The following is a 24,372-nucleotide window of genomic DNA, read 5'->3' as shown; positions in this document are numbered from 1 at the left end:
GGCCGGCTCTCAGGCCTTCCGGACCTCCGCGAGTGTCACCGGCCGGTGCTCGTGCAGGGACAGGGTGCAGGCCTCGGCGATCCAGCCCGCCTCCAGGGCGTCCTCGACGGTGCAGGGGGAGGGGCGGGTGCCGGCCACGACCTCGGTGAACGCGGTGAGTTCGGCGCGGTAGGCGTCCGTGAAGCGGTCCATGAAGAAGTCGTGCGGCGTGCCGGCCGGGAAGGTCACGCCGGGTTCGACCGAGCGCAGCGGGAGCTTGTCGTCCAGGCCGACCGCGATCGAGTCCGTGAAGCCGTGGAGCTCCATGCGGACGTCGTAACCCCGGGCGTTGTGGCGTGAGTTGGAGACCACCGCGATGGTGCCGTCGTCCAGGGTGAGGACCGCGCCGGTGGTGTCGGCGTCACCCGCCGCCCTGATGTAGTCGGCGCCGCGGTTGCCGCCGACCGCGTACACCTCGGTGACCTCACGGCCCGTCACCCAGCGGATGATGTCGAAGTCGTGCACGGAACAGTCCCGGAAGATGCCCCCGGACGCGGCGATGTACGCGGCGGGCGGCGGCGCCGGGTCCAGGGTCGTGGAGCGGACCGTGTGCAGCGTGCCCAGCTCGCCCGCCCGGACGGCGGCCCGCGCGGCGGTGAAGCCGGCGTCGAAGCGCCGGTTGTAGCCGATCTGGATCGGCACACCGCTGTCCCGTACGGCGTTCAGCACCTGCACGCCCTCCGCCATGGTGCGGGCCACCGGCTTCTCGCAGAACACGGGGACGCCGGCCTCGACCCCGGCCCGGATCAGCTCCGGGTGGGCGTCGGTGGCCGCCGCGACGACCAGGCCGTCCACCCCGGCCGCCAGCAGCGCCGCCGGGGAGTCCGCGACCTCGGCGCCGAACCGCTCGGCGGCGGCCTTGGCGGCGTCCGCGAACGGATCGGCGACGACGAGCGACTCGACGGCGTCCAGTGCGGAGAGGGTCTCGGCGTGGAAGGCGCCGATGCGGCCGAGGCCGAGGATTCCGATACGCATGCTGCTCCTTGAGTGCGTGGGGTGCGGAGGGAGGTCAGTCGAGGGCGCCGAGGACGTTCTGGTCCCAGTCGATCACCGACCCGGTGACCACGCCGGACCGGTCGGACAGCAGGAACACCACGAAGTCGGCGATCTCGTCCGGTTGGCCCAGCCTGTTCGCGGTCCAGCCGATGTTCAGGCCGTCGATCCGGATCCGGTCCCAGCGGTGGGCGTGCGCTGCGTTGCGCGTGAGGCCCATGAGGCCCGCCTTGGCGGCGGCGTACGGTGCCAGGAACGGCCGGCCGCCGTGCGCCGACGAGGTGATGACGTCGACGATCGTGCCGGACGCCTTGCGGGCCACCATGTCGGCGACCGCCGCCTGCACGGCGAAGAACGGCCCCCTGAGGTTGATCGCGACGTGCGCGTCGAACAGCTCCGGCGTCGTGTCCAGCAGTGTGCCCGGGAGGTCAGCCCCGCCGAGTTCACCAGACAGTCGATCCAGCCGAAGCCGTCCACCACCTCGGCGACCGCCGACCTGGCCCGATCGGCGTCCGCCGGATCGGCGCGTACGAACATCGCCTTGCCCCCGGCCCCCGCCGGCTCGGCCACCAGCGCCTCACCCGGTTCCGTACGGCGGCCGGTGACCGCCACGACGGCGCCCTCCCGAACGGCCGCCCGCGCGATCGCGGCCCCCACGCCCTGGCTGCCGCCGTTGACCAGCACGATCCTTCCCGGAAGAAGTCCGTCGCGAAATCCCATGACCCGACCTGTCCTTCCTCGGCTCTCGCGCCGTTCGGTGCCGGCCCGCAGCTCCGCACGGAGCCGCCGCGGGGTCCACTCCTCGCGCACCACCCGCCGCAGCACGTCCGGCTGCGCCGACGCGACATCGGTGTCCCTCTTTCGGTCACCGGAGCGGCGCAGCCCTGTCATTCTTGTCAGTACAAACCCCTCGAACAACCAGCAGGCAGCCATCAAAAACCCTTCAAGGAGTCCGGCCATGGGCCACCCGTTCCCCATCCGGGAGATCGCACGTCAGGCGGGCCTCAGCGAGGCCACCGTGGACCGTGTGCTGAACGGCAGGGGAGGGGTGCGCGAGAGCACCGCGCAGGAGGTGCGCCGGGCCATCGCCGACCTCGACCGGCAGCGCACCCAGGTGCGGCTGGTCGGCCGTACCTTCATGGTCGACATCGTGGTGCAGGCGCCCGAGCGGTTCAGCACCGCCGTGCGCGCCGCCCTGGAGGCCGAACTGCCGTCCCTGCACCCGGCGGTGGTCCGCTCCCGCTTCCACTTCCGCGAGACGGGACCGGCCGCCGAGCAGGTCAGGACGCTGGACCGGATCGCCCGGCGCGGCTCCCAGGGGGTGATCCTCAAGGCCCCGGACGTCCCCGAGGTCACCGCCGCCGTGGGCCGGCTCACCGCGGCCGGCATCCCGGTCGTCACCCTGGTCACCGACCTGCCGGCCAGCGGCCGGCTCGGCTACGTCGGCAGCGACAACCGGGCCGCCGGCGCCACCGCCGCCTATCTGACGGGCCAGTGGCTCAAAGACCGGCCCGGCAATGTCCTCACCAGCCTCAGCAGCGGCTTCTTCCGCAACGAGGAGGAGCGCGAGATGGGCTTCAGAAGCGTCATGCGGGCCCGGCACCCGCAGCGCACCCTGGTGGAGATCACCGAGGGCCAGGGCCTGGACGCCACCCAGTACGACCTGGTCCGCGCCGCCCTGGAACGCGATCCGGAGATCCGGGCCGTGTACTCCATCGGCGGCGGCAACAACGCGACCCTGCGCGCCTTCGCCGACCTCGGCCGGGAGTGCGCGGTGTTCATCGCCCACGACCTCGACCGGGACAACACCCGGCTGCTGCGCGAGCACCGGCTGTCCGCCGTACTCCACCACGACCTGCGGCACGACCTGCGCGAGGCCTGTCACGCGGTCATGCGCCACCACGGCGCCCTGCCGCCCGCCGGCCCACTGCTCCCGTCGGCGATCCAGGTCGTCACGCCGTACAACATGCCCGCGCCGACGGACCGCTGAGGGGAAGCCATGACACGCACGGAAGAGGTGGAGATCGAGGGCGTCCCGATGGTCGCGACCCTCGTACCGGGCCGCGGCGGCATCGGGCTGCTCGCCCTGCACGGCAGCAACGAAGGGGGCACGGCCCAGCTCGCCGAGCTGGTGGCCCGTCGCTGCGCCGCCACCAGCCTCGTCTTCACCCAGCCCCGGGTACGGCCTCCCGTGCACATCCCGTCCCCGCGCCTGGGGCCCGAGCACTGCGCACTGCTGCGGGAGTTCCTGGCCCGGGTCTCCCTCACGGTCTCCCTGCACGGCCACCTGCGCCCCGAGACGCCGCACACGATCTTCCTCGGGGGCCGCAACCGCACCGCGGCCCACGTCCTCGCCGAGGCGCTCACCGCCACAGCCCCGGACTTCCGGGCCGTCACGGACCCGACGGCGATCCCGCCCGGCCTGCGCGGCATGCATCCCGGAAACCCGGTCAACCTGACCCGCCTGGGCGGAGTGCAGGTGGAGCTGCCCCTCCTGGCCCGCACGAGCGGGGGAGCCGACATTCCGCCCGGCCCGGTGGTGGAGGCGTTGGTTGCGGGTGTCGAGGAGTTGCTCACGTGTGGCGCGCCCCGAAGGGACCCGGGGCTCTGTTGATCTGCGGCTGCCGCCGCGTGGGAGCGACAAGCCACGACGGACCTGCAGACGCATGACGGCACAGCGCGGCGGATGCGCCCGCGCACTCAGCCGGCCCCGACGGACACCCAGGCCCGCTCCTGGGCCGACCGCAGCATCGCCTCCAGCACGGCCGCACTCCGCACCGCATCCGCCGGCGTGGCCCCGTACGGCACCCCCTCGGCCACGGACCGTACGAACCGGTACGCCTCGATCACCTTCAGATCGTCGTACCCCATCGCATTGCCCGCCCCGGGCTGGAACGCCACGAACTCACCCGCTCCCGGCCCGACGTACACCGTGCTCACCGGCTGGTCCTGGTACGTCGAACCCCGGCTCACCGCCAGCTCGTTCATCCGCCGGAAGTCCCAGAACACCGCCCCCTTCGTGCCGTGCACCTCGAAGCCGTAGTTGTTCTGCTCGCCTACCGAGACCCGGCACGCCTCCAGGACCCCGCGCGCGCCGGAGGCGAAGCGCAGCAGGCAGTTGACATAGTCCTCGTTCTCGACCGGCCCGGGTTCGCCGCCGGACGCGAGGGCGTGGCCGGCGGTGGCACCGGCCGGCCGGGCGCGCTCCGGGACGAAGACGGCGGTGTCGGCGGCGAGCGAGGTGATGTCGCCGAGCAGGAAGCGGGCCAGGTCGGCGCCGTGTGAGGCCAGGTCGCCGAGCACCCCGCTGCCGCCGCGCGCCCGCTCGTACCGCCAGGTCAGAGCGCCGTCCGGATGGGCCGCATAGTCGCTGAACAGCCGGATGCGCACATGCGTGACGGTGCCGATGCCACCGGAGGCGATCAGGTCGCGGGCGGCCTCGACGGCGGGCGCGTTGCGGTAGTTGAACCCGACGGCGCCCTGCACCCCGGCCTTGGCGACGGCGTCGGCGACCGCTCGGGCGTCCTCGGCGGTCAGCCCGACCGGCTTCTCGATCCAGATGTGCTTGCCCGCCTCGGCCATCGCCACACCGATCTCCCGGTGCAGGAAGTTCGGGGCGGTGATGCTGACGGCCCGCACCCGCGGGTCGGCGGCCACGTCGCGCCAGTCGCGGGTCGCGGTGGCGAACCCGAACCGCTCGGCGGCCTCCTCGGCCCGCCCCGGCACCTCCTCGGCGACCGTGACCAGCCGGGGCCGCAGCGGCAGCTGCGGATAGTGGTGCGGGAGACGGGCGTACGCCTGGGTGTGCACCCGGCCCATCCAGCCGAACCCGATGACGGCGACACCCAGCTCGTCCACCATGACAGCCCCTTCACGACACATGTTTGGACCGGTCCATGTTCTGTCCGGGCCACCTTTGTGCGGACATGGCCAGGGTGTCAACCCTTTGACAGAGCGGCACGCCGCATGGAACGGTCCATGTCATGAGACCGCCGACGATCCGTGACGTGGCCGAACGGGCAGGAGTGTCCAAGTCGCTGGTCTCGCTGGTGCTGCGCGGCTCGGGACCGGTCAGCCCCGAGAAGCGGGAGTCCGTGCTGCGTGCCGTGCGTGATTTGGGCTACCGGCCCAACGCGGCCGCCCGCAGCCTGAGCGAACAGCGCACCCGCACGGTCGGCGTCCTCCTGGACGACCTGCGCAATCCCTGGTTCGTCGACCTCCTCGACGGTCTCAACGCACCCCTGCACGCCGCCGGTCTGCACATGCTGCTCGCCGACGCCCGGCTGAACCGGCGGATGGGGCACGACCTGGCCGAACCGTTCCTGGACCTCGGCGTCGACGGGCTGGTGATCGTCGGCACGGTCCCCGACGCGGGCGGTCTCGGCGCGCTCGCGCGGCGGATGCCGGTGGTCGTGGCGGGTGCCCGTGAGCCGCGGCCGGAGGGCGTGGAAGTCGTCGCCGGCGACGACGAGCACGGGGCCCGGCTCGCCACCGAGCACCTGCTCGCCCTCGGCCACCGCCGGATCGCCCATCTCGCGGGCCACGGCGCGGTCGGCGCACTGCGCAGGCAGGGCTTCGAGGCGGCGATGCGGGCGCACGGCGCCGAACCGGTCGTCGAGCCGGGTGATCTGACCGAGGAGGGCGGCTACCGGGGGACCGTACGGCTGCTCAGCCGCAGGGAGCGGCCGACGGCGCTCTTCGCCGTCAACGACATGGCGTCGGTGGGTGCCCTGTCGGCGGCCGGGGAGCTGGGCCTCAGCGTGCCGGGCGACCTCTCCGTGGCCGGTTACGACAACACCAGCATCTCCCGGCTGCGGCACGTCTGGCTGACCACGGTCGACACCGCGCCGTACGAGATCGGGCGGCGCGCCGCCCGCTGCCTGCTCGACCGGTTCGAGCGGCCGGACGGCGAGGGACGCGTCCATCTCGCCGTACCGACGCTGGAGATCCGCGGGACGACGGCGCCGCCCCGCGACGCACTCAGAGGTTGATGGCGTACGCCTTGCGCAGTGTCTCGTGCACGGTCCACGTCGTACGGTCGCCCGCGCGCAGCACCGCCATGTCGCCCGGCCCCACCTTCAGGGTCGGCCCGTCCGCGACCTCGATCGTCGCCGAACCGCTGATCACCACGAACAGTTCGTCCGCCTCCGTGTCGGTGACCACGCCCGGCGTGATCTGCCAGATGCCGCGGATCTGCCGGCCGTCCGGAGACTCCCAGACCACCTTCCCGGTGACCTCCGGGTTCCCGGAGACGATCTGCTCCGGGTCGAGGGGTTCGGGTTCGAGGGCGGCGTCGGGGATGTGGAGCGCGAAGCTGTGCGTCATACGGCGACCCTAACCAGGGTGACGCTCCCCCGGCGGCCGACAGTGTGTGGGGCATCGGGGCTGGTGGGGGGACACTTCGTCGGTCCGCGCGGACTGGCGGGCGGGCGCGGCACGGGTGATCGTGGGGAACATGGCTGACCCCACGGCGTCCGGCGCGGCACCGCCCCGGCAGCACGACACCCGCGAGGCCGTCCTGTTCGGCGGGGTGTACGGCGCCGTCCTCGCCAGCTCGATGGTGGCGGCGCTCACCCAGTACGGGCACACGTCCGCCAAGGTCCGTGGCTACGACGCCGCCTGGGTGCTGGTGACCGCGCTCGCCTCCGCCCTCGCCCACGGGTACGCCCACTACATCGCCGAGCGCGCCCCGCACCGCCGCTGGGAGGCGCTGCATGCCGTGCGGGACGAGTGGCCGCTGGTCACGGCCGTACTGCCCACGGTCCTCCTGCTCGGGGGCGCGCGGCTGGGGTGGTTCCCCGCGAAGGGCGTCGAGTACGCGGCGTTCGTCCTCAACATCGTGATCCTCTTCGCGCTCGGCCTGCTCACCGCCCGCTGGTCGGCGCGGCGGTGGCCGATGGCCGTGCTCATGGGGGCCGGGGACGCGCTGCTCGGGGTGATCGTGGTGGTGGCGAACGCGCTGATCAAGTAGGCGGGTCATGACGCCCGGCACCAGCGTCCTGGTCACCGGCCACCTGCAGCCCTCCGGTTTGCCCTACGGCTCCGGCTACACCCACGGCTGGGCCCTGCTCGCCCTCCTCTGCCTGGCCGCGGTGGGCGCCGACCTCCTCGTCCCGGCCCGCCGCCCCGGCCGTACGACGACCCCCGCCACGCCGGGGACGGCACGGGCACCCGCACAGGTGCGGTAGGGTTGACCTGCGTGATCACACGGGACACCCCGCGTGGGAACGCAACGGGACGTGGCGCAGCTTGGTAGCGCACTTGACTGGGGGTCAAGGGGTCGCAGGTTCAAATCCTGTCGTCCCGACTTGTGAGAGTCGCAGATAGGGCCGGTTCGGAGGATTCCGAAACCGGCCCTGACCGTTTTTGGGGCCGACCAGTCCAGTGGTTACGGCGTGTAGACCTGCTCCAGGCTGTGGATGGCGCCGTCGTCGCCGGTCGCGTACTTGAACACCAGGCCGGAGTCGGGGTGCGCCTTGATCCAGTCGATCAGCTCCTGCACGCCGATGCGCTGGTTCTTGCTGCCGGCGACGATGGGGTTGGTGGCGGTGACGTACGCGGCCTGGTCGAGGGCCCAGCGGCTGTCCTCGCCGGTGACGACGAACGGCGTCCCGTCGGAGTCCGTGCCGGGGCATCCCCACGCCCCGTGCTGAATGACGAGGTTCACCTTCCCGGTGCCGGCGGGGAGTTCCTCGACGCGGTAGACGGCGATCTCGTCGGGGTCGACATGGTCCGGGTCCGGCGCCTTGTCGGCACAGCCGGTGGCCGGCGTGGTGGTCTTGACCGAGCCGGGGGCCTTGGCGGCAGGCTTCGCCGCAGGCGTTTTGGCACCTGTCGCACCCGCCGCACCCGGCGACGCGGTCGCCGTGGAACCCGCGCCTCCCGACCCTCCGGTGCCCCCCGTGGCCCCACCCTTGCCGCCGGACGTGCCGGACGTGCCGGGCGCCTGGCTCGCCGTGGCGGCGGCGCTCGGCGAGCCCTCGGCTCCAGCGGCGGAATCGTCCCCCTGGCAACCGGTGAGCGCCGCGGCCAGCGCTGCGGCGGCGAGCGCGATGGCGGCGGGTCTGAGGCGATGAGTGTTCATGTCGGGACGTCCCCCCTGTTTCAAGGGCGGCCGTGTCGGCCGCACACCGGTCGGGACAGTAGCAACGCCTCAGCTCGCGGCGCACTACCAGGAAGCCCTGTGTCACGGACTCCGGACAATGCCGTCACGCGGCACGGATCATGTGAGCGCCGACCCCGCTGAAGCCGTGGACCCCGCGTCCCATAACATGACCACACCAGTCAAGTTGCCTCAGTCGGCCGAAAGTTGAAAAGGGCAAGCATGTCGTTCGGTCCGCCACCCGCAGGGTTCGGGCCTGCGACGCCGCATCCGCCGACTCCGCCCGCTTCGCCGGCCTCCACACCACCACCGTCGGCTCCGCCCGCCCCGCCCCTTCCCGTCTGGACTGCGCCGACCTCCATCGAGCAGGCCCTCTTCGAGGCCAAGTCGCGCGAGGACTGGCCGGCCTACTTCGACACGCTCGCGGACAGCCGTCTGTACTTCGAGATACGGCGCGACGGGGCGGATGCCGAACCGAGCAGGACCATTCCCGTCTTCGGACACGATCCCCGGGTCGCCGGCGGCCGGATCTGGGCCGTGTACACAGAGGGCATGCTGCCCGTGCCGGACCCGCACCGGGTGCTCGACTGGCAGAGCCTCGGATGGTTCGCCCGGGTGTGGGAGCCCAGCGATCCGCCCGTGATCGTGGTCAATCCGGGCAGCCCGTGCGAGGCGTTCCTGCCCTCCGCACCGCCGCACTCGGCCGCGTGGGCGCAGCACAAGGCCAAGGGTCCGCTGAACCGCGCGAGGGTACGCACGCTCAGGTTCGGCGGGCCCCTGGAAGGACGTGTCGCTCAGGGGCTGGCCTGCGGTGCGCTGCTGGTCGTGCGGTACGGGTTCCCCTGGAACGCGATGGCGTATCACGGCAACGGCTACCCTGGGGAACGCACATCGCTTCGGGAGTGGTGGGGTGTCAGCAGCCGGGAGGAATGGCAGGAACAGCAGAGTGCCCTGCTCGACCCCGACGGCGCCAACCCTGTCTGGGAGTTCGCCCTCGGGCTGCGCCGCGCGATCGCCCGCGACTTCGGCGGCCATGTCGACACCGCCTACTGGCGTGACACGATCGCCCGGGTGCTGCGGGCCCGTGCGGGCGGCGAGACCGTCATCACCCCGGACGGGGTCACCACCACGCCCGCCGCCCCCGCGGCCGAGACCGAGGCGCGGATCAAGGGGATACAGCATCTCGTCGGGCGCATCACCCGGTACGAGGCGCGCTTCAGGGCCGACGGGATCCTCGACGAGAACCGGTTCGTCAGTTCCGTGGACGCCTGGAACTTCGGGCGGGCCTCGGGCATGGCCCGCTGGGGGCTGGGCTCCCGGTACTGCTCACTGCAGGAGGCCGAGTCCGCCGTCATCGAGGCGGGCCGGGCCTCCGCACGGTCGTACAAGTCCTGGCAGGACTTCGCCGCCGGGTACATCCTCGGACGCTGTCTGCACTTCGACGACGAGGAGTTCGGGGAGTGGTACACCGACATGGTCGACCTCCACCGGCTCCTGATGTCCGACCCCGGCAGCCCGTGGCTGACCGTTCCCTTCAAGTGAGGCGCAGCCATGTGCATCTCGACGGGTGAGGCCGCCTTCTCCGGCACGATCCTGTACTGCGGGCGGCAGCACCACCCCGTGCACGGCCTCATCCATGTCATGGGGTACCAGAACACGGCCGTCAACCTGGCCGACGGTCCGAACGCCATGCTGCTGCATCTGCCGACGCGGCAGCTCACCGCCGAGCAGTTCATCTCCGTCGGGCGCAGCGGTGACGTCCTGCAGCGCATGGTCGCCGCGGTCGAGACCGCCGACGCCGAGGACGACGGCATCGCCTGGATGGGGGCGGATCCGCAGCCCGTCCAGGTCTTCGAGTACGACGTCTACACCGTGCTCCTCGCCTCCGATCCCACTCTCGTCCCTGCCGCGCTGCAGCGGGTGCCGCCCCATCGACGTCCCGCTCTCCACCCCGACCTGCTGCGCTTCTACGCCGACTCCTTTCCCGACCACACCATCGCCGTCTGCTGCTTCGACAACGCCGACGCGCAGCGTGCCAGGCCGCTGCTGCTCTGGTACCCGCCCCTGGACCCCGACCGGCTGGTCCTGCCCGCGCTGGACAGTCACACGGGAGGACCCCCGGACCTGGACGCCGAAGTCCCCGTGGACCACTGGGTCCTGCTGTCGACCGACCGAGGGCCGTCCGGCTGGGGTGTGGCCCTCGACCACCCGCGGACCATGCGCCACAGCCTGCGGGCGTTTCTTCCCGGCACGGTCGTGGGCCGGCACTACAGCCGGGGGCGGAGCCTGCCCAACGGGGACTTCGCGATCAGCCACGAGGACCTGCTCGCCGGTGACCTCGACCGCATCGAGCGGCTTCGGCCCGCCCACCGCTGAGCGCCGGTCGGGGGGGCGAGCGACTGCGGGCGGCAAGACAGATCCGGCGGGTCGTGGCGGCCTGGCGAGCAGGTGAGGCGGCGTCGGTCCCGGCAATGGTGAGCAATACCCTGGATTCGTCCGTTGTGTTCAGAAAAAATGACACGTGTGCGGACGACGAGGCCGCCGGGAAGACGGCAGGGGGGCACGGTGGCACCGCGGCCGGGGGGCGAGGCGGACAAGTTCGGCAACCGTTACGAGGGAGCCTGGACGATCAGACACGCCCTTTACGTGCTCCTGGGCATGGGGACGTCGATCACCGTGGAGCCGGGCGGCCCCCTGGGCGACGGCGTCGAGTTCGTCTACCGTCACGACGGCGGAACGGAGGTGCACCAGGTCAAGCGGCAGAACCGCAACGCGAACAGCTGGAACGTCGCCTCCCTCCGGGACAAGGAGGTCTGGAAGAAGCTGCGTTTCCACGTCGACGCAGGCCGCGCGTTCCACTTCGTCTCCCTGGTCCCCGCCCGTGCGCTCCATGAGCTCGCCGACCGCGCCCGTCGCTCCGACGACTTCGCCTCCTTCGAAGCGGAGTGGCTGACGGATGAACTCCAAGGCCCCTTCGACGCCCTCGCCGCGGCCGACATCTACGGCTCGGCCGCGGTGGCCTGGCGCATGCTGCGCGGGCTCCATGTGGAGTGGCACAGCGAACGGGACGTCGTGAACACCAACGCGGTCCTGGCCGAACAGGTCCTTGCCGGAGCCCCCGGCCGGCTTGCCGCCGCCGGACTCGGCGACCTCCTGCTGAACAGTCCGGGAACCACTCTCGACGCCTCGGCTCTTACTGCCCGACTGGCGCAGTACGGACTGCGGCGGGTCAGCCGGGTGGACGGTGAGGTGGTGACCGACGCGGTGCGCAACGCCACGAGTCGGTGGGCGGCAAGCGTCGAACGTGGTCTGCTCCGGCCCACGATCCCCCGAGCAGAGGCTGACCGGCTGGTGGAGCAGGTCACGAGCGGCACCGAGCAGCTCATCCTCCTGACGGGTGCTGCGGGCGGTGGGAAGAGCGCCGTGCTGCACCAGGCCTTCACCGCGCTCGACGAGCGAACCACTCCGGTGCTCGCCTTCCGTCTCGACCGGTTGGACTCCTTCGCCTCGACCCATGAGCTGGGCCGGCGTATCGGCCTGACCATGTCCCCGGTCGGCGCCCTCGGTGCCGCGGCGGACGGACGGCCGTGTGTGCTGATCGTGGACCAGCTCGACGCAGTCAGCCTCGCGTCGGGACGCATCCCGGACACCTTCGACGCGGTGGCCGACCTGGTGGGCGAGGTGATGGCACACCCTGCCATGCGTGTCGTCCTCGTGTGCCGCGCATTCGACGCCGGAGCCGATCCCCGCATCCGCCGGCTCACCACATCCGAGCGCTGCGCACACATCACGGTCGGGTCGCTCTCCGACGCCCAGGTCGACGCCGCGGTCACGCACATGGGCATGGATGCCTCCCGGGTGGACCCGCCGCAGCGCGCGTTGCTGCGGTCACCGCTGCATCTGGTCCTCCTGGCACAGGTCGCCGGTCAGGAGGAAGCCCTCTCCTTCTGCACCACCAGGCAGCTCTTCGACGCCTTCTGGGACACCAAGCGGAAGGAGTGCGTGCGCCGCCGGCCCGACGCGCGCTTCCACGAGGCGGTGTCGGCCGTAGTGGCAGCCATGAGCGCTCGGCAACGGCTGTTCGTACCGCCCAGTGTGCTCGACGCGGACCACCTCGCCCCGACGGGCGATGTGCTCGTCTCCGAACAGGTCTGTGTCCGCGACGGCCGGCAACTCGCCTTCTTCCACGAGAGTTTCTTCGACTACGCCTTCGCGCGCGACTGGCTCCGGCGCGACGAGAGCCTGGTCGCTTTTCTCACCGGTGGGGAGCAGGAACTCTTCCGCCGTGGACAGGTGCGGCAGGTTCTCGATCACCTGCGGGATCTGGACCCGGAGAGGTTCACCGAGGAGGTCGAGGCGCTGCTGACCAGCCCCGGCATCCGCTACCACCTGAAAGACCTGACCTTGGCCGTGCTGCGCGGCCTGGAGGCCCCCACCGCCGCTGAGTGGGGCGCCGTCGCGCGGGTGCTGGACACCCGCCCTCCCTTCCAGGACCGTCTCGTGCATGCGGTCAGCACCGCGGCATGGTTCCGTCGCGCGGACGACGAGGCAGCGATCGAGACCTGGCTGGCCGGCGCCGATGAAAGGGAACGCGACTGGGGCGTACGCATGATGGTCGCAGCCGCCGACACCTTCCCCGCCCGGGTGGCCCGCCTTCTGGAACCGCACACCACCGATCCCCGGTACGGTTCCTGGCTGACCCGGACCGTTCTCTTCGCCCGCCTTGCGGACAGCCGACAGCTCTTCGACCTCCTGCTCGACAGCGTACGAGCCGGCCTCTTCACCAGCTGCGAACGCAGCCTCTGGCTCTCGGTGCGCGACCTGGCAGCCGAAGAGCCCGCATGGGCGGTCGAGTTGCTCGGTGTGCTGCTGGCGGACCGCCCGGACGCCCTCCGACTCGGTGACCAGGACAGGGTCGCCGTGCTGCTGACCCGGGATCATGCGGCACTCCGTGTGGTGGCGGCCGCCGCGAGCGGCGCTCCCGAGGAGTTCTGCCTCCGGCTTCTGCCCGTGCTGCTGGGCGTCATGACCGCAACCGCCTTCCCACCACAGGCCGGCTGGCCGGTCCTCGACAAGCACTTCGCGTTCCGCTACCCCGACGACGCCCCCAGCGACCTGGGCGACGCCTTGTTCCAGGGCGCGGCCAGGGCACTGCGGATCGTGGCGGCCCGAGACGCCGCTCGCGTGCGCGGGCTCGTGGAAGAGCTGGCGAGCGTGCCGTACGAGGCGGCGCAGTGGCTCCTCTACCAAGCGCTGACCGAGGCGGGGCCCGCCCTCGCCCCCTGGTCCGCCGAGATCCTTCTGCAGGGACGGCACCGTCTCCTGTCGGGATACGGCGCCAATGTCGTGTGGGGCGCCCGCGAGGTCCTCCGTGCCATCGGTGACGCCCTGCCCGACGGCACCTTGGGGCGGCTGGAGAAAGCACTCCTCCATCTGCGTCTCCCCCCGGACGAGGAGCTTTCGCCCTGGCACGAGTTCACGCTGCTGACGGCGCTCCCCGAGAGCCGGCTCTCCGAGGCGGCGGCGCGTCGGCTCGGCGAACTCCGCAGACGTCACGACGACATGCGAGAGCCGGCGGAGCCGCAGGCAACGACGAGCGGGTTCATCGGATCGCCCATCCCGGCACAGGCGGCCCGGCACATGAGCGACGACCAATGGCTGAGCGCCATGAGGAAACACAGCCAGGACCGCACCGACTGGGCGACCTTCACCGGCGGGGCCCGGGAACTGTCCCACGTGCTCCGGAGCATGACGGCCGCGGACCCCGGCCGCTTCGCACGACTCGCTCTGCGGATGGACGCCGGGACGCACCCGGCCTATGGAGCCTCGGTGCTCCTCGGCCTCGGTGACGCGGAACCGCACAGCGATCCGGACACCGTTTTCACGGCGATCCGCCATTTCGCGCGTCAGGGCAGGCAGGAGCACGCCCGCTGGCTGGGGTGGCCGGTGCGGAAGTACCTCACCTGTGCGCCTCTCGATCTGGTGGAGACACTCCTGAGCCATGCCCTCGGCTCCGACGACCCCGGCGGCGTTTCCGGTGAGGACGAAGCAGACGGGGAGCGCGACCTGCTGACCGCGGGAATCAACACCGTGCGGGGCAGCGCAGCCGAGAGCCTCGGTGATCTGCTCGTCCATGACGACGGATCCCGGGCCGCCCTGGTGGTACCTCACCTGCGCCGACTGGCTGCTGACCCCTCCCTCTCCGTCCGGGCGTGCGTGGCCCATGTCCTGCATGCCGCGATACGCCACGACCGCCCTGCGGTCGGCGATGCCTTCACGGTGCTCATCGAGGCCCCCGACCAGCTTCTGGCCTCACCGCATGTGACCCGCCTGACCGTGGCTCTGTGCCACGGGGATCCGGTGGCGGGCAGACCGGTGATGGAACGAATGCTGCACTCCCCGGTGGCAGCGGTTCGTCGGGTCGGTGGACAGGTCGCCGCCCTGGCAGCGATGGAGTGGGAGATGACGGATCTGCTGGCGAAGGTGCTGCACGGGAACGACGGAGCACACAGACAAGGGGCCGCCGAGGTGTGCGCCCAGCGCCTCGTGAACACCGGCGATGCGGCCCTGGCCCACCACGCACTCGTCCGGTTCTTCCACGACCCCGAGGAGGACGTGCGGGAAGCCGCTGCCGCGGTCGCCGTCGCGCTGCGGGGCCGGCGTCTGCGGCCCTTCCACCGGACGGTGACCGCGCTGACCGACTCCCGCGCCTTCCGGTCCGCCCTGCCCCAGTTGCTGATCACTCTGGAACATGCGCCCGACCGGGTCGACGACCTGGTGCTGATGTGTGTGCGGAGATTCCTCGCGGTGTTCGGTGCGGCCTCCGCCGACCTGGCGAGCGGTGCGGCGGCCGACGCCCACCACATCGGCGAGCTGCTGGTCCGTGCTCATGCCCAGGCCGCCTCGGCCGCACGCCGGCGCGAGATCCTCGACCTGCTGGACCAGTTGCTGCTCCTGGGGTCCTGCGGTGTGGCCGACGCGATCGGCAACGCCGACCGGCGCTGAGACGGGCCCGGCGGTGCTCCGGCTGTGCGCCGCCGTGCGCCCCGGAGTGCGTTCGGCGCACCGGCGGGCCGGACGGAAACGCGCACCGCCGCGTCGGGGAAGTGCTCTGCTGTGCACATGATTCACGGCTCGAACACGAATGACCGCGCGCCGTTTCCCGGAACCCTGTCGGACGGGGCGCGCGCGGCCTTCGCACAGCTCGGCATCCGGCGCCGCTATGCGGTGGGGGACGTACTGATCAGTGAGGGCACCCACGCACAGGATCTCGTGGTGCTCCACGAAGGGCTGGTGAAGGTGACCGCCCGGCTGGACGCAGACCGGGCGTCGCTCATGGACATCAGGATCGCCGGGGACGTCGTGGGCGAGTTGGCCGCCATGGACCTCGGTCCCAGATCGGCCACGGTCACCGCTTGTGGCGACGTGGTCGCCACCGTCGTCCCGAGGCACGAGCTGTTGCCTTTCCTGCTCGACAACCCCGAAGTGTCACTGGCTCTCAACCGGTTGCTCTGCGGCCGGTTGCGCCGGTCCGACCGCTGGCGTCTGGAGTTCGGCGGATACCCGGTCCTGGTCCGGCTCGCCCGCGTACTCGTCGAGCTGGCGGTGTCGTACGGGCGGCAGGAACGGAACGCGGTGCGCATCGACGTGAACCTCTCCCAGGCCGAGTTCGCCGCCCTCACCGGGTCCACCACGCACACCGTGCACAAGGCGCTCGCCCAGCTGCGAAGGGACCAACTCATCACCACCGGCGAACGGCAGACCTACGTACGGGACCTGGCCCGACTACGGAGGGTCGCCCGGCTGAGTGTGCCGGTCGGCTAGGGGGTGTCGTTTGGATCATCCCGGCGTCGGCCGGCCGGCACCGCTCGCCACGGCCGGCCCGATCCAGACGACACCCCCTAGGTCCAAGGCCACAAAGCCGCATTAATGCGGTTGGTTCGACGGCTCCGTTCCTTTCTCGCACAGTTGGCGTGCACCGCACCCAACCACCCTGGAAAGGCGGCGAGTTGTTGTGAACGAACCCTCCTCGGCCTGGCCGCGGGACGTCGTCCCGCACCGTCGGCTGTGCCTGGCGGCGGACATGGAGCAGTACAGCCGCCTCGACACCCGGACCCAGTCGGCAGTCCAGTCCCGCCTGGTCCGGCTGCTGGACGAGGCGGCGGCGCTGACCGGACTGGACCGGGCCGCCTGGGCCCGCCAGCCGCAAGGCGACCAGGAGTTCGCCGTTCTCCCCGAGGCCACACCGGAAGCCGCCGTGCTGGGGCCCTTCGTGCACCACCTGGCGGCCCGCCTCGGCGCCCTCAACGCCCGTCGGGCCGCCCCGCGCATCAGACTGCGGCTGGCCGTCGACACCGGTGTCGTCGCGGACGCCGCCCTCGGCCACGCCGGACCCGCACCGGTCGCCGTGGCACGCTATGCGAACGCGCCCCAGCTGAAGGCCGTACTGGTCGCCCTCACCTCGGCGGATCTCGCCGTCATCGTGTCGGACCGGCTGTACCAGGACGTCGTGCGGTCCGGGCACCCCGACCTGGACCCCGCCCAGTACGTCCGGACCCACGTGCGGGTGAAGGACTTCGGCGGGTACGGCTGGATCCGCGTGCCGAATTACGGGCCGGAGGAGGTGCGGCCGGCCGTGGAGGGGGGTGAGCGGCTCGCAGCCCGCACCGGAGCCGCTCACCCCGGGCAGAGCGACCGGCGCCGCCCGCTCCCAGTACGTCCACCAGGGCGTCGCCGTCGGCCGAGACGTCTTCGGCGGCATCACCCTCGGACTGCCCGAGAACCTCCCGCCCGCCGGCCCCGGCCATGTCCGGTGACGGCCCTCCGCGGGGACGGCACCCAGTGGGCGGACTTCGGGGTGAACGTCGGCGGCGACGTGCACGGCACGATCAACATCTACCCGGCGACCTCGACAGGCACCGCGGCCCAGTCCCGGGACGAGCGGGCGCGCTCGGTCTCGGCGACGCGGCACGCGTCCGTGCGATCCGCGCTGGCCGCCCTGGCACGCGCCTGCGCGCGGGCGATGGCGGCGCTGTCGGCGCTGTCGGCGGCCGGTCCGCCGAGGCCGGACAGGAGGAGCGATGACATCGACTGAGTCCCGGGGCGTCTTCGCCCTGATCGAGGAACGCCTCATGGCAGCGCAGGACGACGTACGGCCGTCCCTCGTCGTGCGTGTCGGCGACCGGGCGGTGCGCCTGTCACCGCACGGGGGCAGGACGGCACTGTACGGGCCGCGACGCGACGACGCCCTGCGGCAGGCGGTCTGGCGGCAGGCGGTCACCGAGGCCCGGCGGGAGCCCGGGGGAGGCGACGGGACGGGCCGACTGCTCGTCGTCTGGCTGGCGTTGCCCGGGCTGTACCGCAACCTGCACCGGATCCTGCGCCAATGCAGGGTCGAGCGGGCCGACCTGGAGGCGGAGGCCGTACTGGCCCTGCTCGCCGCCCTCGACGCGGCGGATCCCGACCGCCCGGACCCCGGCCGGATGATCAAGGATGCGGTGAACCGGATGTGGGCCTACGCGAACCGCATCAGGCGGGAGGTTCCCGTCGCGGACATCGCCGCCTTCGCCGACGCCCGCAACGTCACAGCCCCGCCGGAAGGGCAACCGCGGCCGGCCGACGGGTGGGAACTGCACCTGACGCCCCCGCCCCGCCGCGACGGACTGGCCGCGACGCTCCGCTTCGCCGAGTCGCGCGCCCGGCGGGAAGGGGAGCGTCTGGAAGCGCCGGCCCCCTGCACGGGCCTGCCCGAGCTGGTGTTCCGGGCCCGCCGTCACGAGGAGGCCGACCTCATCGGCACGCTGGTGCTGCGCCCCGTGGGAGCCCGGCGGTGAGCGCGCGGTCCGGCCCGCCTCTGGGCTTCGCAGAGGCCTTCGACCTGCCCTTGAGCGTCGACCTGCGCACCGCTGCCCGCGCCTTCGGCGTCTGCCCCGGTACCGCGTACAAGCTGATCCGCCTCGGCACCTTCCCCTGCCCCGTGCTGCGCCTCGGCCGGCGCTACCGCATCCCGACCGCGTACCTGTTGCGCTCCCTCGGCATCGAGGAGCGGCCGGTGTACGCCGTCGACCTGGAAGCCGGCGCCACGGACGCCGACCGGCTCGACGAACCCCACCCCCGTGGAACGGAGGATTCCGAATGATCGCGTCACTGGCTCTTCGGCAGGAGCCCGACCAGCCCCGTACGTGTTTCGTCATCGGCCCCATCGGCGACCCGTACGCCGCGCACGGCAGCCCCGAGCGTGAGGCGTACGAGCACCACCTCGGGATCTTCGAGCAGGTGATCGCCCCCGCCTGCGAGAGGCACGGGATCACCGCCGTACGCGCCGACGGCATCACGCACGCCGGTGACATCAACGAGCAGATCTGCCGGCATGTCATCGAGTCCGATCTGGTCATCGCGGACGTCAGCGGCGGCAACCCCAACGTGATGTACGAGCTGGGACTGCGTCACATCACCGGCAAACCGACGATCCACATCGGGGAGGCCGGACAGCTGCCCTTCGACATCGCGTCGATCAGGACGATCCGCTACCAACGGGCGCGCAGCCACCTGGCCGGCGCGCGCAAGGAGATCGAGAGCGCGCTGGAAGCCGGGATCCGGGACGGCTTCGAACTGCTCACCCCGGCGCGGGTGCTGCGCGGACTCACCACTGTCGACGGACCGTCCTCCAGGGAGGCCGAGAACGCGGAGGACGAGGACTCGCCCGGATTGCTCGACGACTTCGCCGCGATCGAGGACGGGCTGGGTGAGATGACCGCGGACATGGAGGCGATCAGCAAGACGATCGAGACGATCGGAGCGCTGACCGAACAGTCCAACACCGAGATGCTCGATCTCACCCAGGCGAACGCGCCCGCCGGCGCACGGCTCGCGGCGGTGGCCCGGTACGCGCAGTCGATCAGCGCGCCGGCCGGGGAACTGAAGGCTGTGGCGGGGGCGTTCGCGGAGCGGATGGCGACCCTGGACAGCGGGGTGAGGGCCTCACTGGGACTCATCGAGGTCACTCCGCCCGACGAGCGCGGCGAGGGGGCGCAGGAGTTCCTGGAGCAGCTCATGGCCCTGGACGAGTCCGCTCAGGAAGGCCTGGCGCAGCTCGCCTTCTTCGGCACGTCCGCGGACGGCATGGTGCTGGTGAGCCGCCACCTCCGCAAGCCGGTGAAGGACATCTCCGCCGCGGTGAAGCAGATGACCTCGGCCATCACATGCATGGGGGAGTGGGCGGGCAAGGCCCGCGCTCTGGCGCACAGCACCACCGCCTGACCTGCCACGGCGGGGACCCGGACCTCCGAGGTCCGGGTCCGCAGGTCACGGCGCGGCTGGGGTTGGCCACCCCCGCCCTGCGCCACTGGGAGGACCGCGGGATCCTCCAGCCGGCGGCACGCCGGTCGGGGCGGCGACTCCACGGCCCCGAGCAGCTCCGCCGGATCGCGCTCATCCGGATCTGGCGGGAGAGCGGGCTGATGGGCCTGGACGAGATCGCGACGGTGCCGGCCGGCCGGACCGAGACCGGTCGCTGGCGGGACACCGTACCGGGCCGCATGACCGCCATGGACGAGCAGATCGACCGCCTCATCCGGGCGAAGGCGTACCTCGCCGACTACCTCGGCCGCCCCCGCGGCCGCCATGGCCGCCGTCCCCCGGGAGCGGTCGGGCGTGGCCGCTGCCACGGTCGACGCCACCCGCCCGGTGCGTACGGACCTGGGCATCGCCGTGCTCGGCTCCCTGCTCGACGCCCGCGCCGGGACATCGGCCGCCCGGGACATCACCCGCTCCGGCTTCGTCACCGGGCTGCACAGCAGTCTGCTGGTGGCAGGGGTTGCCGCCGCGCTCGCCACCGTCGCGGTCCTCCTCCGCCTGCGCACACCGAAGCCCTTGCCCGCGCCGAGGCCGCAGCGCCCCTGGAGGGCCGGCACCGGGGATCGTCCCGCCGCGTCACCGGATGCCGGCGGTCTACCGGACGGGGGACACCGCTTCCGCCGACTCCGCGGGCCGGCGCTGCTGCCGGGCCGCCAGCACCGCGTAGACGATGACGCCCGCGAACAGGAACAGCGCGCCCTGGTACACCGCCGCGTAGCCGGCGCCGGCCATCAGCCAGAGGGAGAAGGCGGCCGCGACCGCGGTGATCACCGAGTCCCGCACCAGGCGCGCGCGGTCCACCGACCTGCCGGAGACCAGGTGGAAGAGCTGCGCGGCCGTCGCCAGCAGGTACGGCACGGTGGCGGTGAAGGTGGTGACGAGGACCAGGACGTCGAAGACCTTCGCCGAGCCCGACAGGTAGTTGTACGCGGTCAGGAGGGAGGAGAGGACGACCGTGACGGCGACGCCGACCGTCGGCACACCCCGGCGGCGGCGGGCGAAGGCGGCCGGGAACAGGCCGTCCTTGGCCGCCGCGTACGGGGTCTGGGCGCTCAGCAGCGTCCAGCCGTTCAGGCACCCGGTCATCGACACCAGCGCCGCCAGCGCCACCGCCGTACCGCCCCAGCTGCCGCCGAACATCGTGTTCACGGCGTCGGAGAAGGGGGCCGTTGAGGTCATCAGCCGGTCGTGCGCGACCGTGCCGAAGACGGAGAGCGTGCCCAGCAGATAGACCAGCGCGGCGCCCGCGGTGCCGATGACGGTGGCGCGCCCCACGTTGCGGCGGGCGTCGCGGACCTCGCCCGCGCTGACGGCGGCGGACTCCACCCCGAGGTAGGAGAACAGCAGCAGGGCGGCGGAGGCGGAGACGGCGCCGACGGCGCTGTGGCCGCCGGCGTTGAACGGCCCGAGCCGGGACGGGTCGAAGAAGAACAGGCCGCCGATCGCGACGAGCAGCAGCGGCACGAACTTCAGCACCGTCGACACGAGCTGGACGGCTCCCACGTACCGGGTGCCGGCGAAGTTGGCGAGGGCGGGCAGCCACTGCAGGGCCAGGGCGGCCAGGCACGCGGTCCCCTTGTGGTCGCCCACCGGGACCAGCACGTCCAGGTAGCCGACGGCGGCGACGGCGAGCGCCGCGTTCGACACCCAGGTGGTGATCCAGTACGCCCAGGCGGCGAGGAAGCCGGCGAAGTCACCGAAGGCCTCGCGTGCGTAGACGTAGGGCCCACCGGTACGGGGGTCGCGCGCGGCGAGCCGGCCGAAGACCAGGGCCAGCGCGATGGCGCCGACGGTCAGGACGGCGAAGGCGACCAGGCTGACCGTGCCGTACGGGGCGATGGAGGCGGGGAGCAGGAAGATGCCGCCGCCGATGATGTTGCCCATGACCAGGGCGGTGGCGACCGGCAGGCCGAAGCGACGCGCGTGCTTGCTGCTGTCGCCAGGGTTGCCCGCTGTGGGAACCGTGTGGCTCTCCGAGGGGGCCGGAGCCGGCGGCGGGACGGTTCCGGTGACGTGCATGGGGGGTGGACCTCTCATCGAACAGATGTCCCAGGATCGCCGGGACGCCTGCCATGGTCGGGGACGCCCGGGTCCGGCACAAAATCGCCGCTCCTTGTCCTGCGGCACCCGCCTGATCATGCAAAAAGTGAGGTCGGGCGGCCTGCGCACCGCGAGATGTGCGGTGCCGCCGGACGGCCGCCGTCAGTCCCCGGCCGCCCACAGACTGCGCACATGTCCCAGGTGCCGGGTCATGATCGCGCGTACGGCCTTCGCGTCCCGCTCCAGCAGCGCGTCGAGGAGTTCCAGGTGCTCCTCGGCGGAGGCGAGCAGCCGGCCGGCCTCCACCAGAGCCGTCAGACCGTAGAGGCGGGAGCGGCCGCGCAGGTCGGCCACCACCTCGACCAGGTGGGCGTTGCCCGCCAGGGCCAGCAGGCCGAGGTGGAAGCGGGTGTCGGCCTCCACGTAGGCGATGAGGTCGCCCGCCACCGCCGCGGTGACGATCTCGCGCGCCGCCGGACGCAGCGCCTCCAGTGAGACGCGGTCGGCGGTGCGGGCCAGCTCGACCACGGTCGGGATCTCGATGAGGGCGCGGATGTGCGTGTACTCGTCCAGCTGCTGGTCGGAGACCGCGGTGACCCGGAAGCCCTTGTTCGGCACGGTGTCGACCAGGCCCTCCTTGGCCAGGTCCAGCATCGCCTCCCGCACCGGCGTCGCCGAGACGCCGAAGCGGGCGGCGAGCGACGGCGCGGAGTAGACCTCGCCCGGCCGCAGCTCGCCCGCGATCAGCGCGGCGCGCAGCGCGTCGGCGACCCGCTCGCGGTAACTGCTGCGCCGGCCGCCCAGCCGGGGGAGCGCGGGCATCTCCGAGCCCCGCGTGTTCTGTGCCATGTCACGCATCACCGGGCTGAGTCTAGAGGACGGCCTAGAGGACGAAACCCTCCGGGAAGGGATCGGTGGGATCAAGGAGGTATTGCGCGGTACCGGTGATCCACGCGCGGCCGGTGAAACTGGGCAGGACCGCCGGGCGGCCCGCGACCTGGGTCGTGCCCAGCAGCCGGCCGGTGAAGCGGGTGCCGATGAACGACTCGTTCACGAACTCGGTGTGCAACGGAAGTTCGCCGCGCGCGTGCAGTTGCGCCATGCGCGCGCTGGTCCCCGTGCCGCACGGGGAGCGGTCGAACCAGCCCGGGTGAATGACCATCGCGTGGCGCGAGCGCCGTGCGGTGGCGCCCGGTGCGTAGAGATGGACGTGGTGGCAGCCGCGGATGGAGGGGTCCTCGGGGTGCACCGGTTCGGCCTCCGCGTTGATCGCCTCCATCAGTGTCAGACCGGCCGCGAGGATGTCGTCCTTGCGGGCGCGGTCGAAGGGCAGCCCGAAGGCGTCGAGCGGCAGGATTGCGTAGAAGTTGCCGCCGTAGGCGAGGTCGTAGGTGACCGTGCGGCCGTCGGGCAGGGTGATCTTGCGGTCCAGGGCGACGGCGAACGACGGCACGTTCTTCAGGGTCACGCTCCGCGCGGCCCCGTCCTCCACCGCCACCTCGGCGACCACCGGTCCCGCCGGGGTGTCGAGCCGGATGGTGGTCACCGGCTCCACGACCTCCACCATGCCGGTGTCGACCAGCACGGTGGCGACCCCGATGGTGCCGTGCCCGCACATCGGCAGATAGCCGGACACCTCGATGTAGATGACCCCCCAGTCGCAGTCGGGCCGGGTCGGCGGCTGCAGGATCGCACCGCTCATCGCCGAGTGCCCGCGCGGCTCGTTCATCAGCAATCGCTTGACGTGGTCGCGGTGTTCACGGAAGTACAGCCGCCGCTCGTTCATCGTCGCACCCGGTACGGTCCCGATGCCCCCGGTGATCACGCGGGTCGGCATGCCCTCGGTGTGCGAGTCGACGGCGTGCAGGACGAGCTTGCTGCGCATGCTCCGGCCTCCTTGTCGGACGTCTCAGACGAGCCCTGCGGCTACGGCCTTCTCGGTGGCGGCCCGGACCGCCGCCTCCTGCTCGGGCAGCAGCGGCACGCGCGGCGGGCGCACCGGGCCGCCGTACCGGCCGACGACGTCCATCGACAGCTTGATCGCCTGGACGAACTCGACCTTCGAGTCCCAGCGCAGCAGCGGGTGCAGCTGCCGGTACAGGGGCAGCGCGGTGGTGAGGTCCCCGGCCACTGCGGCACGGTACAGCTCCACCGAGGTGCGCGGGAGTGCGTTCGGGTATCCGGCCACCCAGCCCTTGGCGCCCGCCACCGCGAGCTCCAGCAGGACGTCGTCCGCGCCGATCAACAGGTCCAGTTCCGGGGCGAGTTCGGCGATGCGGTAGGCGCGGCGCACATCGCCGGAGAACTCCTTGACGCCGTGGATGTGGCCCTCGCCGTGCAGCCGGGCGAGGAGTTCGGGCACCAGGTCGACCTTGGTGTCGATCGGGTTGTTGTACGCCACCACCGGCAGACCCGTTCGGGCGACCTCGGCGTAGTGGGCGAGGACGGAACGTTCGTCGGCGCGGTAGGCGTTGGGCGGCAGCAGCATCACCGACGCACAGCCGGCCTCGGCCGCCCGCTCGGCCCAGCGCCGGGCCTCGGCCGAGCCGTAGGCGGCGACGCCCGGCATTACCCGATCACCGCCGATCGCCGCCACGGCCGTCTCCACCACGCGGGCGCGCTCGTCGTCGGTGAGCACCTGGTACTCGCCCAGCGAGCCGTTCGGCACGACGCCGTCGCAGCCGTTCGCGACCAGCCACGAGCAGTGCTCGGCGTAGCGGTCGTAGTCCACCGAGAGGTCCTCGCGCAGGGGGAGGGCGGTGGCGACGAGGACGCCGCGCCAGGGGCGGTGCGGTGAGCGGGTCATTGCGTGATCCCCAATCTGGTGACGTGTGACATAGTAC

The 24,372-nt window shown here is 72.0% G+C and carries 21 protein-coding genes, 1 tRNA gene and 2 pseudogenes; 15 read left to right on the top strand and 9 right to left on the bottom strand.

Annotated elements, in window-relative coordinates; all coding sequences use genetic code 11:
* Nucleotides 1–9 precede the first annotated feature (9 nt).
* Nucleotides 10–1,014: a Gfo/Idh/MocA family oxidoreductase gene (locus ACIGXP_RS08320; RefSeq protein WP_399765513.1), complete on the bottom strand. Its 1,005-nt coding sequence runs from the start codon at nt 1,012–1,014 to the stop codon at nt 10–12.
* Between the two features lie 34 nt (nt 1,015–1,048).
* Nucleotides 1,049–1,752: pseudogene (locus ACIGXP_RS08315) on the bottom strand (SDR family oxidoreductase).
* Between the two features lie 238 nt (nt 1,753–1,990).
* Here ACIGXP_RS08315 and ACIGXP_RS08310 point away from each other — a divergent pair.
* Together ACIGXP_RS08310 and ACIGXP_RS08305 are read left to right on the top strand one after the other, a co-directional pair.
* On the top strand, nt 1,991–3,022 hold the full coding sequence (locus ACIGXP_RS08310) for a LacI family DNA-binding transcriptional regulator (protein ID WP_363217401.1): 1,032 nt from the start codon (nt 1,991–1,993) through the stop codon (nt 3,020–3,022).
* A gap of 9 nt (nt 3,023–3,031) precedes the next feature.
* Nucleotides 3,032–3,646: a poly-gamma-glutamate hydrolase family protein gene (locus tag ACIGXP_RS08305; RefSeq protein ID WP_399765508.1), complete on the top strand. Its 615-nt coding sequence runs from the start codon at nt 3,032–3,034 to the stop codon at nt 3,644–3,646.
* An 86-nt stretch (nt 3,647–3,732) separates the two neighbouring features.
* On the opposite strand, the gene ACIGXP_RS08300 is transcribed toward ACIGXP_RS08305, so the two are convergent.
* Nucleotides 3,733–4,893: a Gfo/Idh/MocA family protein gene (locus ACIGXP_RS08300; protein ID WP_399765505.1), complete on the bottom strand. Its 1,161-nt coding sequence runs from the start codon at nt 4,891–4,893 to the stop codon at nt 3,733–3,735.
* Nucleotides 4,894–5,015: 122 nt separating this feature from the next.
* Here ACIGXP_RS08300 and ACIGXP_RS08295 point away from each other — a divergent pair, with 122 nt between their 5' ends.
* Nucleotides 5,016–6,023: a LacI family DNA-binding transcriptional regulator gene (locus ACIGXP_RS08295; RefSeq protein ID WP_399765502.1), complete on the top strand. Its 1,008-nt coding sequence runs from the start codon at nt 5,016–5,018 to the stop codon at nt 6,021–6,023.
* Here ACIGXP_RS08295 and ACIGXP_RS08290 read toward each other — a convergent pair.
* Nucleotides 6,013–6,357 carry a cupin domain-containing protein gene (locus ACIGXP_RS08290; protein WP_363217397.1) on the bottom strand — a complete coding sequence of 115 codons (345 nt, stop codon included), beginning with the start codon at nt 6,355–6,357 and terminating at the stop codon, nt 6,013–6,015. The genes ACIGXP_RS08295 and ACIGXP_RS08290 overlap by 11 nt on opposite strands.
* Before the next feature lie 130 nt (nt 6,358–6,487).
* Here ACIGXP_RS08290 and ACIGXP_RS08285 point away from each other — a divergent pair, with 130 nt between their 5' ends.
* The 3 genes and pseudogenes from ACIGXP_RS08285 (at nt 6,488) to ACIGXP_RS08275 (ending at nt 7,339) form a co-directional block, all read left to right on the top strand.
* Nucleotides 6,488–7,003, top strand: a complete 516-nt coding sequence (locus ACIGXP_RS08285) for a hypothetical protein (RefSeq protein ID WP_399765498.1) — start codon at nt 6,488–6,490, stop codon at nt 7,001–7,003.
* A gap of 19 nt (nt 7,004–7,022) precedes the next feature.
* Nucleotides 7,023–7,220 (top strand): annotated as a pseudogene (locus ACIGXP_RS08280) (MFS transporter); the annotation flags it as partial.
* Nucleotides 7,221–7,265: 45 nt separating this feature from the next.
* Nucleotides 7,266–7,339 (top strand) — tRNA-Pro (locus tag ACIGXP_RS08275).
* A gap of 81 nt (nt 7,340–7,420) precedes the next feature.
* Here ACIGXP_RS08275 and ACIGXP_RS08270 read toward each other — a convergent pair.
* Nucleotides 7,421–8,116: a hypothetical protein gene (locus ACIGXP_RS08270; RefSeq protein WP_399765496.1), complete on the bottom strand. Its 696-nt coding sequence runs from the start codon at nt 8,114–8,116 to the stop codon at nt 7,421–7,423.
* A gap of 240 nt (nt 8,117–8,356) precedes the next feature.
* Here ACIGXP_RS08270 and ACIGXP_RS08265 point away from each other — a divergent pair, with 240 nt between their 5' ends.
* The 9 genes from ACIGXP_RS08265 to ACIGXP_RS08225 all read left to right on the top strand — a co-directional run bounded on the left by ACIGXP_RS08265 (nt 8,357) and on the right by ACIGXP_RS08225 (nt 20,163).
* Complete coding sequence (locus tag ACIGXP_RS08265) at nt 8,357–9,676, top strand: DUF1266 domain-containing protein (RefSeq protein ID WP_399765493.1); 1,320 nt, start codon at nt 8,357–8,359, stop codon at nt 9,674–9,676.
* A gap of 9 nt (nt 9,677–9,685) precedes the next feature.
* Nucleotides 9,686–10,510: a hypothetical protein gene (locus ACIGXP_RS08260; RefSeq protein WP_399765490.1), complete on the top strand. Its 825-nt coding sequence runs from the start codon at nt 9,686–9,688 to the stop codon at nt 10,508–10,510.
* Between the two features lie 189 nt (nt 10,511–10,699).
* Nucleotides 10,700–15,139, top strand: coding sequence for an NACHT domain-containing protein (locus ACIGXP_RS08255; RefSeq protein WP_399765488.1), 4,440 nt, complete (start codon nt 10,700–10,702; stop codon nt 15,137–15,139).
* A 117-nt stretch (nt 15,140–15,256) separates the two neighbouring features.
* Entirely contained in the window at nt 15,257–15,958 is a 702-nt protein-coding gene (locus ACIGXP_RS08250) for a Crp/Fnr family transcriptional regulator (RefSeq protein ID WP_399765486.1), read from the top strand.
* Nucleotides 15,959–16,148: 190 nt separating this feature from the next.
* A complete protein-coding gene (locus ACIGXP_RS08245; RefSeq protein WP_399765483.1) occupies nt 16,149–17,228 on the top strand; it encodes a hypothetical protein in 1,080 nt (359 codons plus the stop codon).
* Nucleotides 17,215–17,967 carry a hypothetical protein gene (locus ACIGXP_RS08240; RefSeq protein WP_399765480.1) on the top strand — a complete coding sequence of 251 codons (753 nt, stop codon included), beginning with the start codon at nt 17,215–17,217 and terminating at the stop codon, nt 17,965–17,967. The genes ACIGXP_RS08245 and ACIGXP_RS08240 overlap by 14 nt, the downstream gene beginning before the upstream one ends.
* On the top strand, nt 17,964–18,272 hold the full coding sequence (locus tag ACIGXP_RS08235; RefSeq protein WP_363217387.1) for a helix-turn-helix domain-containing protein: 309 nt from the start codon (nt 17,964–17,966) through the stop codon (nt 18,270–18,272). The genes ACIGXP_RS08240 and ACIGXP_RS08235 overlap by 4 nt, the downstream gene beginning before the upstream one ends.
* Nucleotides 18,269–19,393 (top strand): hypothetical protein, encoded by a 1,125-nt coding sequence (locus tag ACIGXP_RS08230; protein ID WP_399765477.1) that lies wholly within the window; start codon nt 18,269–18,271, stop codon nt 19,391–19,393. Before ACIGXP_RS08235 ends, ACIGXP_RS08230 begins: the two co-directional genes overlap by 4 nt.
* Nucleotides 19,336–20,163: a MerR family transcriptional regulator gene (locus ACIGXP_RS08225; protein WP_399765474.1), complete on the top strand. Its 828-nt coding sequence runs from the start codon at nt 19,336–19,338 to the stop codon at nt 20,161–20,163. The genes ACIGXP_RS08230 and ACIGXP_RS08225 overlap by 58 nt, the downstream gene beginning before the upstream one ends.
* Here ACIGXP_RS08225 and ACIGXP_RS08220 read toward each other — a convergent pair.
* The 4 genes from ACIGXP_RS08220 to ACIGXP_RS08205 form a co-directional block, all read right to left on the bottom strand.
* A complete protein-coding gene (locus ACIGXP_RS08220) occupies nt 20,084–21,508 on the bottom strand; it encodes an amino acid permease (protein ID WP_399765470.1) in 1,425 nt (474 codons plus the stop codon). The two genes, ACIGXP_RS08225 and ACIGXP_RS08220, sit on opposite strands and share 80 nt — an antisense overlap.
* A gap of 183 nt (nt 21,509–21,691) precedes the next feature.
* Nucleotides 21,692–22,378, bottom strand: coding sequence for a GntR family transcriptional regulator (locus ACIGXP_RS08215; RefSeq protein ID WP_363219436.1), 687 nt, complete (start codon nt 22,376–22,378; stop codon nt 21,692–21,694).
* Nucleotides 22,379–22,412: 34 nt separating this feature from the next.
* Nucleotides 22,413–23,414, bottom strand: a complete 1,002-nt coding sequence (locus ACIGXP_RS08210) for a proline racemase family protein (RefSeq protein ID WP_399765466.1) — start codon at nt 23,412–23,414, stop codon at nt 22,413–22,415.
* A 24-nt stretch (nt 23,415–23,438) separates the two neighbouring features.
* Nucleotides 23,439–24,335, bottom strand: a complete 897-nt coding sequence (locus ACIGXP_RS08205) for a dihydrodipicolinate synthase family protein (protein WP_363219434.1) — start codon at nt 24,333–24,335, stop codon at nt 23,439–23,441.
* Nucleotides 24,336–24,372 lie beyond the last annotated feature (37 nt).

Origin of the sequence: Streptomyces sp. NPDC053069 (assembly GCF_044546895.1) — a bacterium.
In the GTDB taxonomy this organism is placed as follows: Bacteria; Actinomycetota; Actinomycetes; order Streptomycetales; family Streptomycetaceae; genus Streptomyces.
Note: the sequence above shows the minus strand (reverse complement) of the source record. Positions and strands in the feature narration are given on the sequence as shown.

What these genes read in the sequence shown, in the direction of transcription:
- ACIGXP_RS08320 (WP_399765513.1), bottom strand. Translation starts at nt 1,014, where the DNA reads ATGCGTATCGGAATCCTCGGCCTCGGCCGCATCGGCGCCTTCCACGCC.
- ACIGXP_RS08310 (WP_363217401.1), top strand. Translation starts at nt 1,991, where the DNA reads ATGGGCCACCCGTTCCCCATCCGGGAGATCGCACGTCAGGCGGGCCTC.
- ACIGXP_RS08305 (WP_399765508.1), top strand. Translation starts at nt 3,032, where the DNA reads ATGACACGCACGGAAGAGGTGGAGATCGAGGGCGTCCCGATGGTCGCG.
- ACIGXP_RS08300 (WP_399765505.1), bottom strand. Translation starts at nt 4,893, where the DNA reads ATGGTGGACGAGCTGGGTGTCGCCGTCATCGGGTTCGGCTGGATGGGC.
- ACIGXP_RS08295 (WP_399765502.1), top strand. Translation starts at nt 5,016, where the DNA reads ATGAGACCGCCGACGATCCGTGACGTGGCCGAACGGGCAGGAGTGTCC.
- ACIGXP_RS08290 (WP_363217397.1), bottom strand. Translation starts at nt 6,357, where the DNA reads ATGACGCACAGCTTCGCGCTCCACATCCCCGACGCCGCCCTCGAACCC.
- ACIGXP_RS08285 (WP_399765498.1), top strand. Translation starts at nt 6,488, where the DNA reads ATGGCTGACCCCACGGCGTCCGGCGCGGCACCGCCCCGGCAGCACGAC.
- ACIGXP_RS08270 (WP_399765496.1), bottom strand. Translation starts at nt 8,116, where the DNA reads ATGAACACTCATCGCCTCAGACCCGCCGCCATCGCGCTCGCCGCCGCA.
- ACIGXP_RS08265 (WP_399765493.1), top strand. Translation starts at nt 8,357, where the DNA reads ATGTCGTTCGGTCCGCCACCCGCAGGGTTCGGGCCTGCGACGCCGCAT.
- ACIGXP_RS08260 (WP_399765490.1), top strand. Translation starts at nt 9,686, where the DNA reads ATGTGCATCTCGACGGGTGAGGCCGCCTTCTCCGGCACGATCCTGTAC.
- ACIGXP_RS08250 (WP_399765486.1), top strand. Translation starts at nt 15,257, where the DNA reads ATGATTCACGGCTCGAACACGAATGACCGCGCGCCGTTTCCCGGAACC.
- ACIGXP_RS08240 (WP_399765480.1), top strand. Translation starts at nt 17,215, where the DNA reads ATGACATCGACTGAGTCCCGGGGCGTCTTCGCCCTGATCGAGGAACGC.
- ACIGXP_RS08230 (WP_399765477.1), top strand. Translation starts at nt 18,269, where the DNA reads ATGATCGCGTCACTGGCTCTTCGGCAGGAGCCCGACCAGCCCCGTACG.
- ACIGXP_RS08225 (WP_399765474.1), top strand. Translation starts at nt 19,336, where the DNA reads ATGCATGGGGGAGTGGGCGGGCAAGGCCCGCGCTCTGGCGCACAGCAC.
- ACIGXP_RS08220 (WP_399765470.1), bottom strand. Translation starts at nt 21,508, where the DNA reads ATGCACGTCACCGGAACCGTCCCGCCGCCGGCTCCGGCCCCCTCGGAG.
- ACIGXP_RS08215 (WP_363219436.1), bottom strand. Translation starts at nt 22,378, where the DNA reads ATGGCACAGAACACGCGGGGCTCGGAGATGCCCGCGCTCCCCCGGCTG.
- ACIGXP_RS08210 (WP_399765466.1), bottom strand. Translation starts at nt 23,414, where the DNA reads ATGCGCAGCAAGCTCGTCCTGCACGCCGTCGACTCGCACACCGAGGGC.
- ACIGXP_RS08205 (WP_363219434.1), bottom strand. Translation starts at nt 24,335, where the DNA reads ATGACCCGCTCACCGCACCGCCCCTGGCGCGGCGTCCTCGTCGCCACC.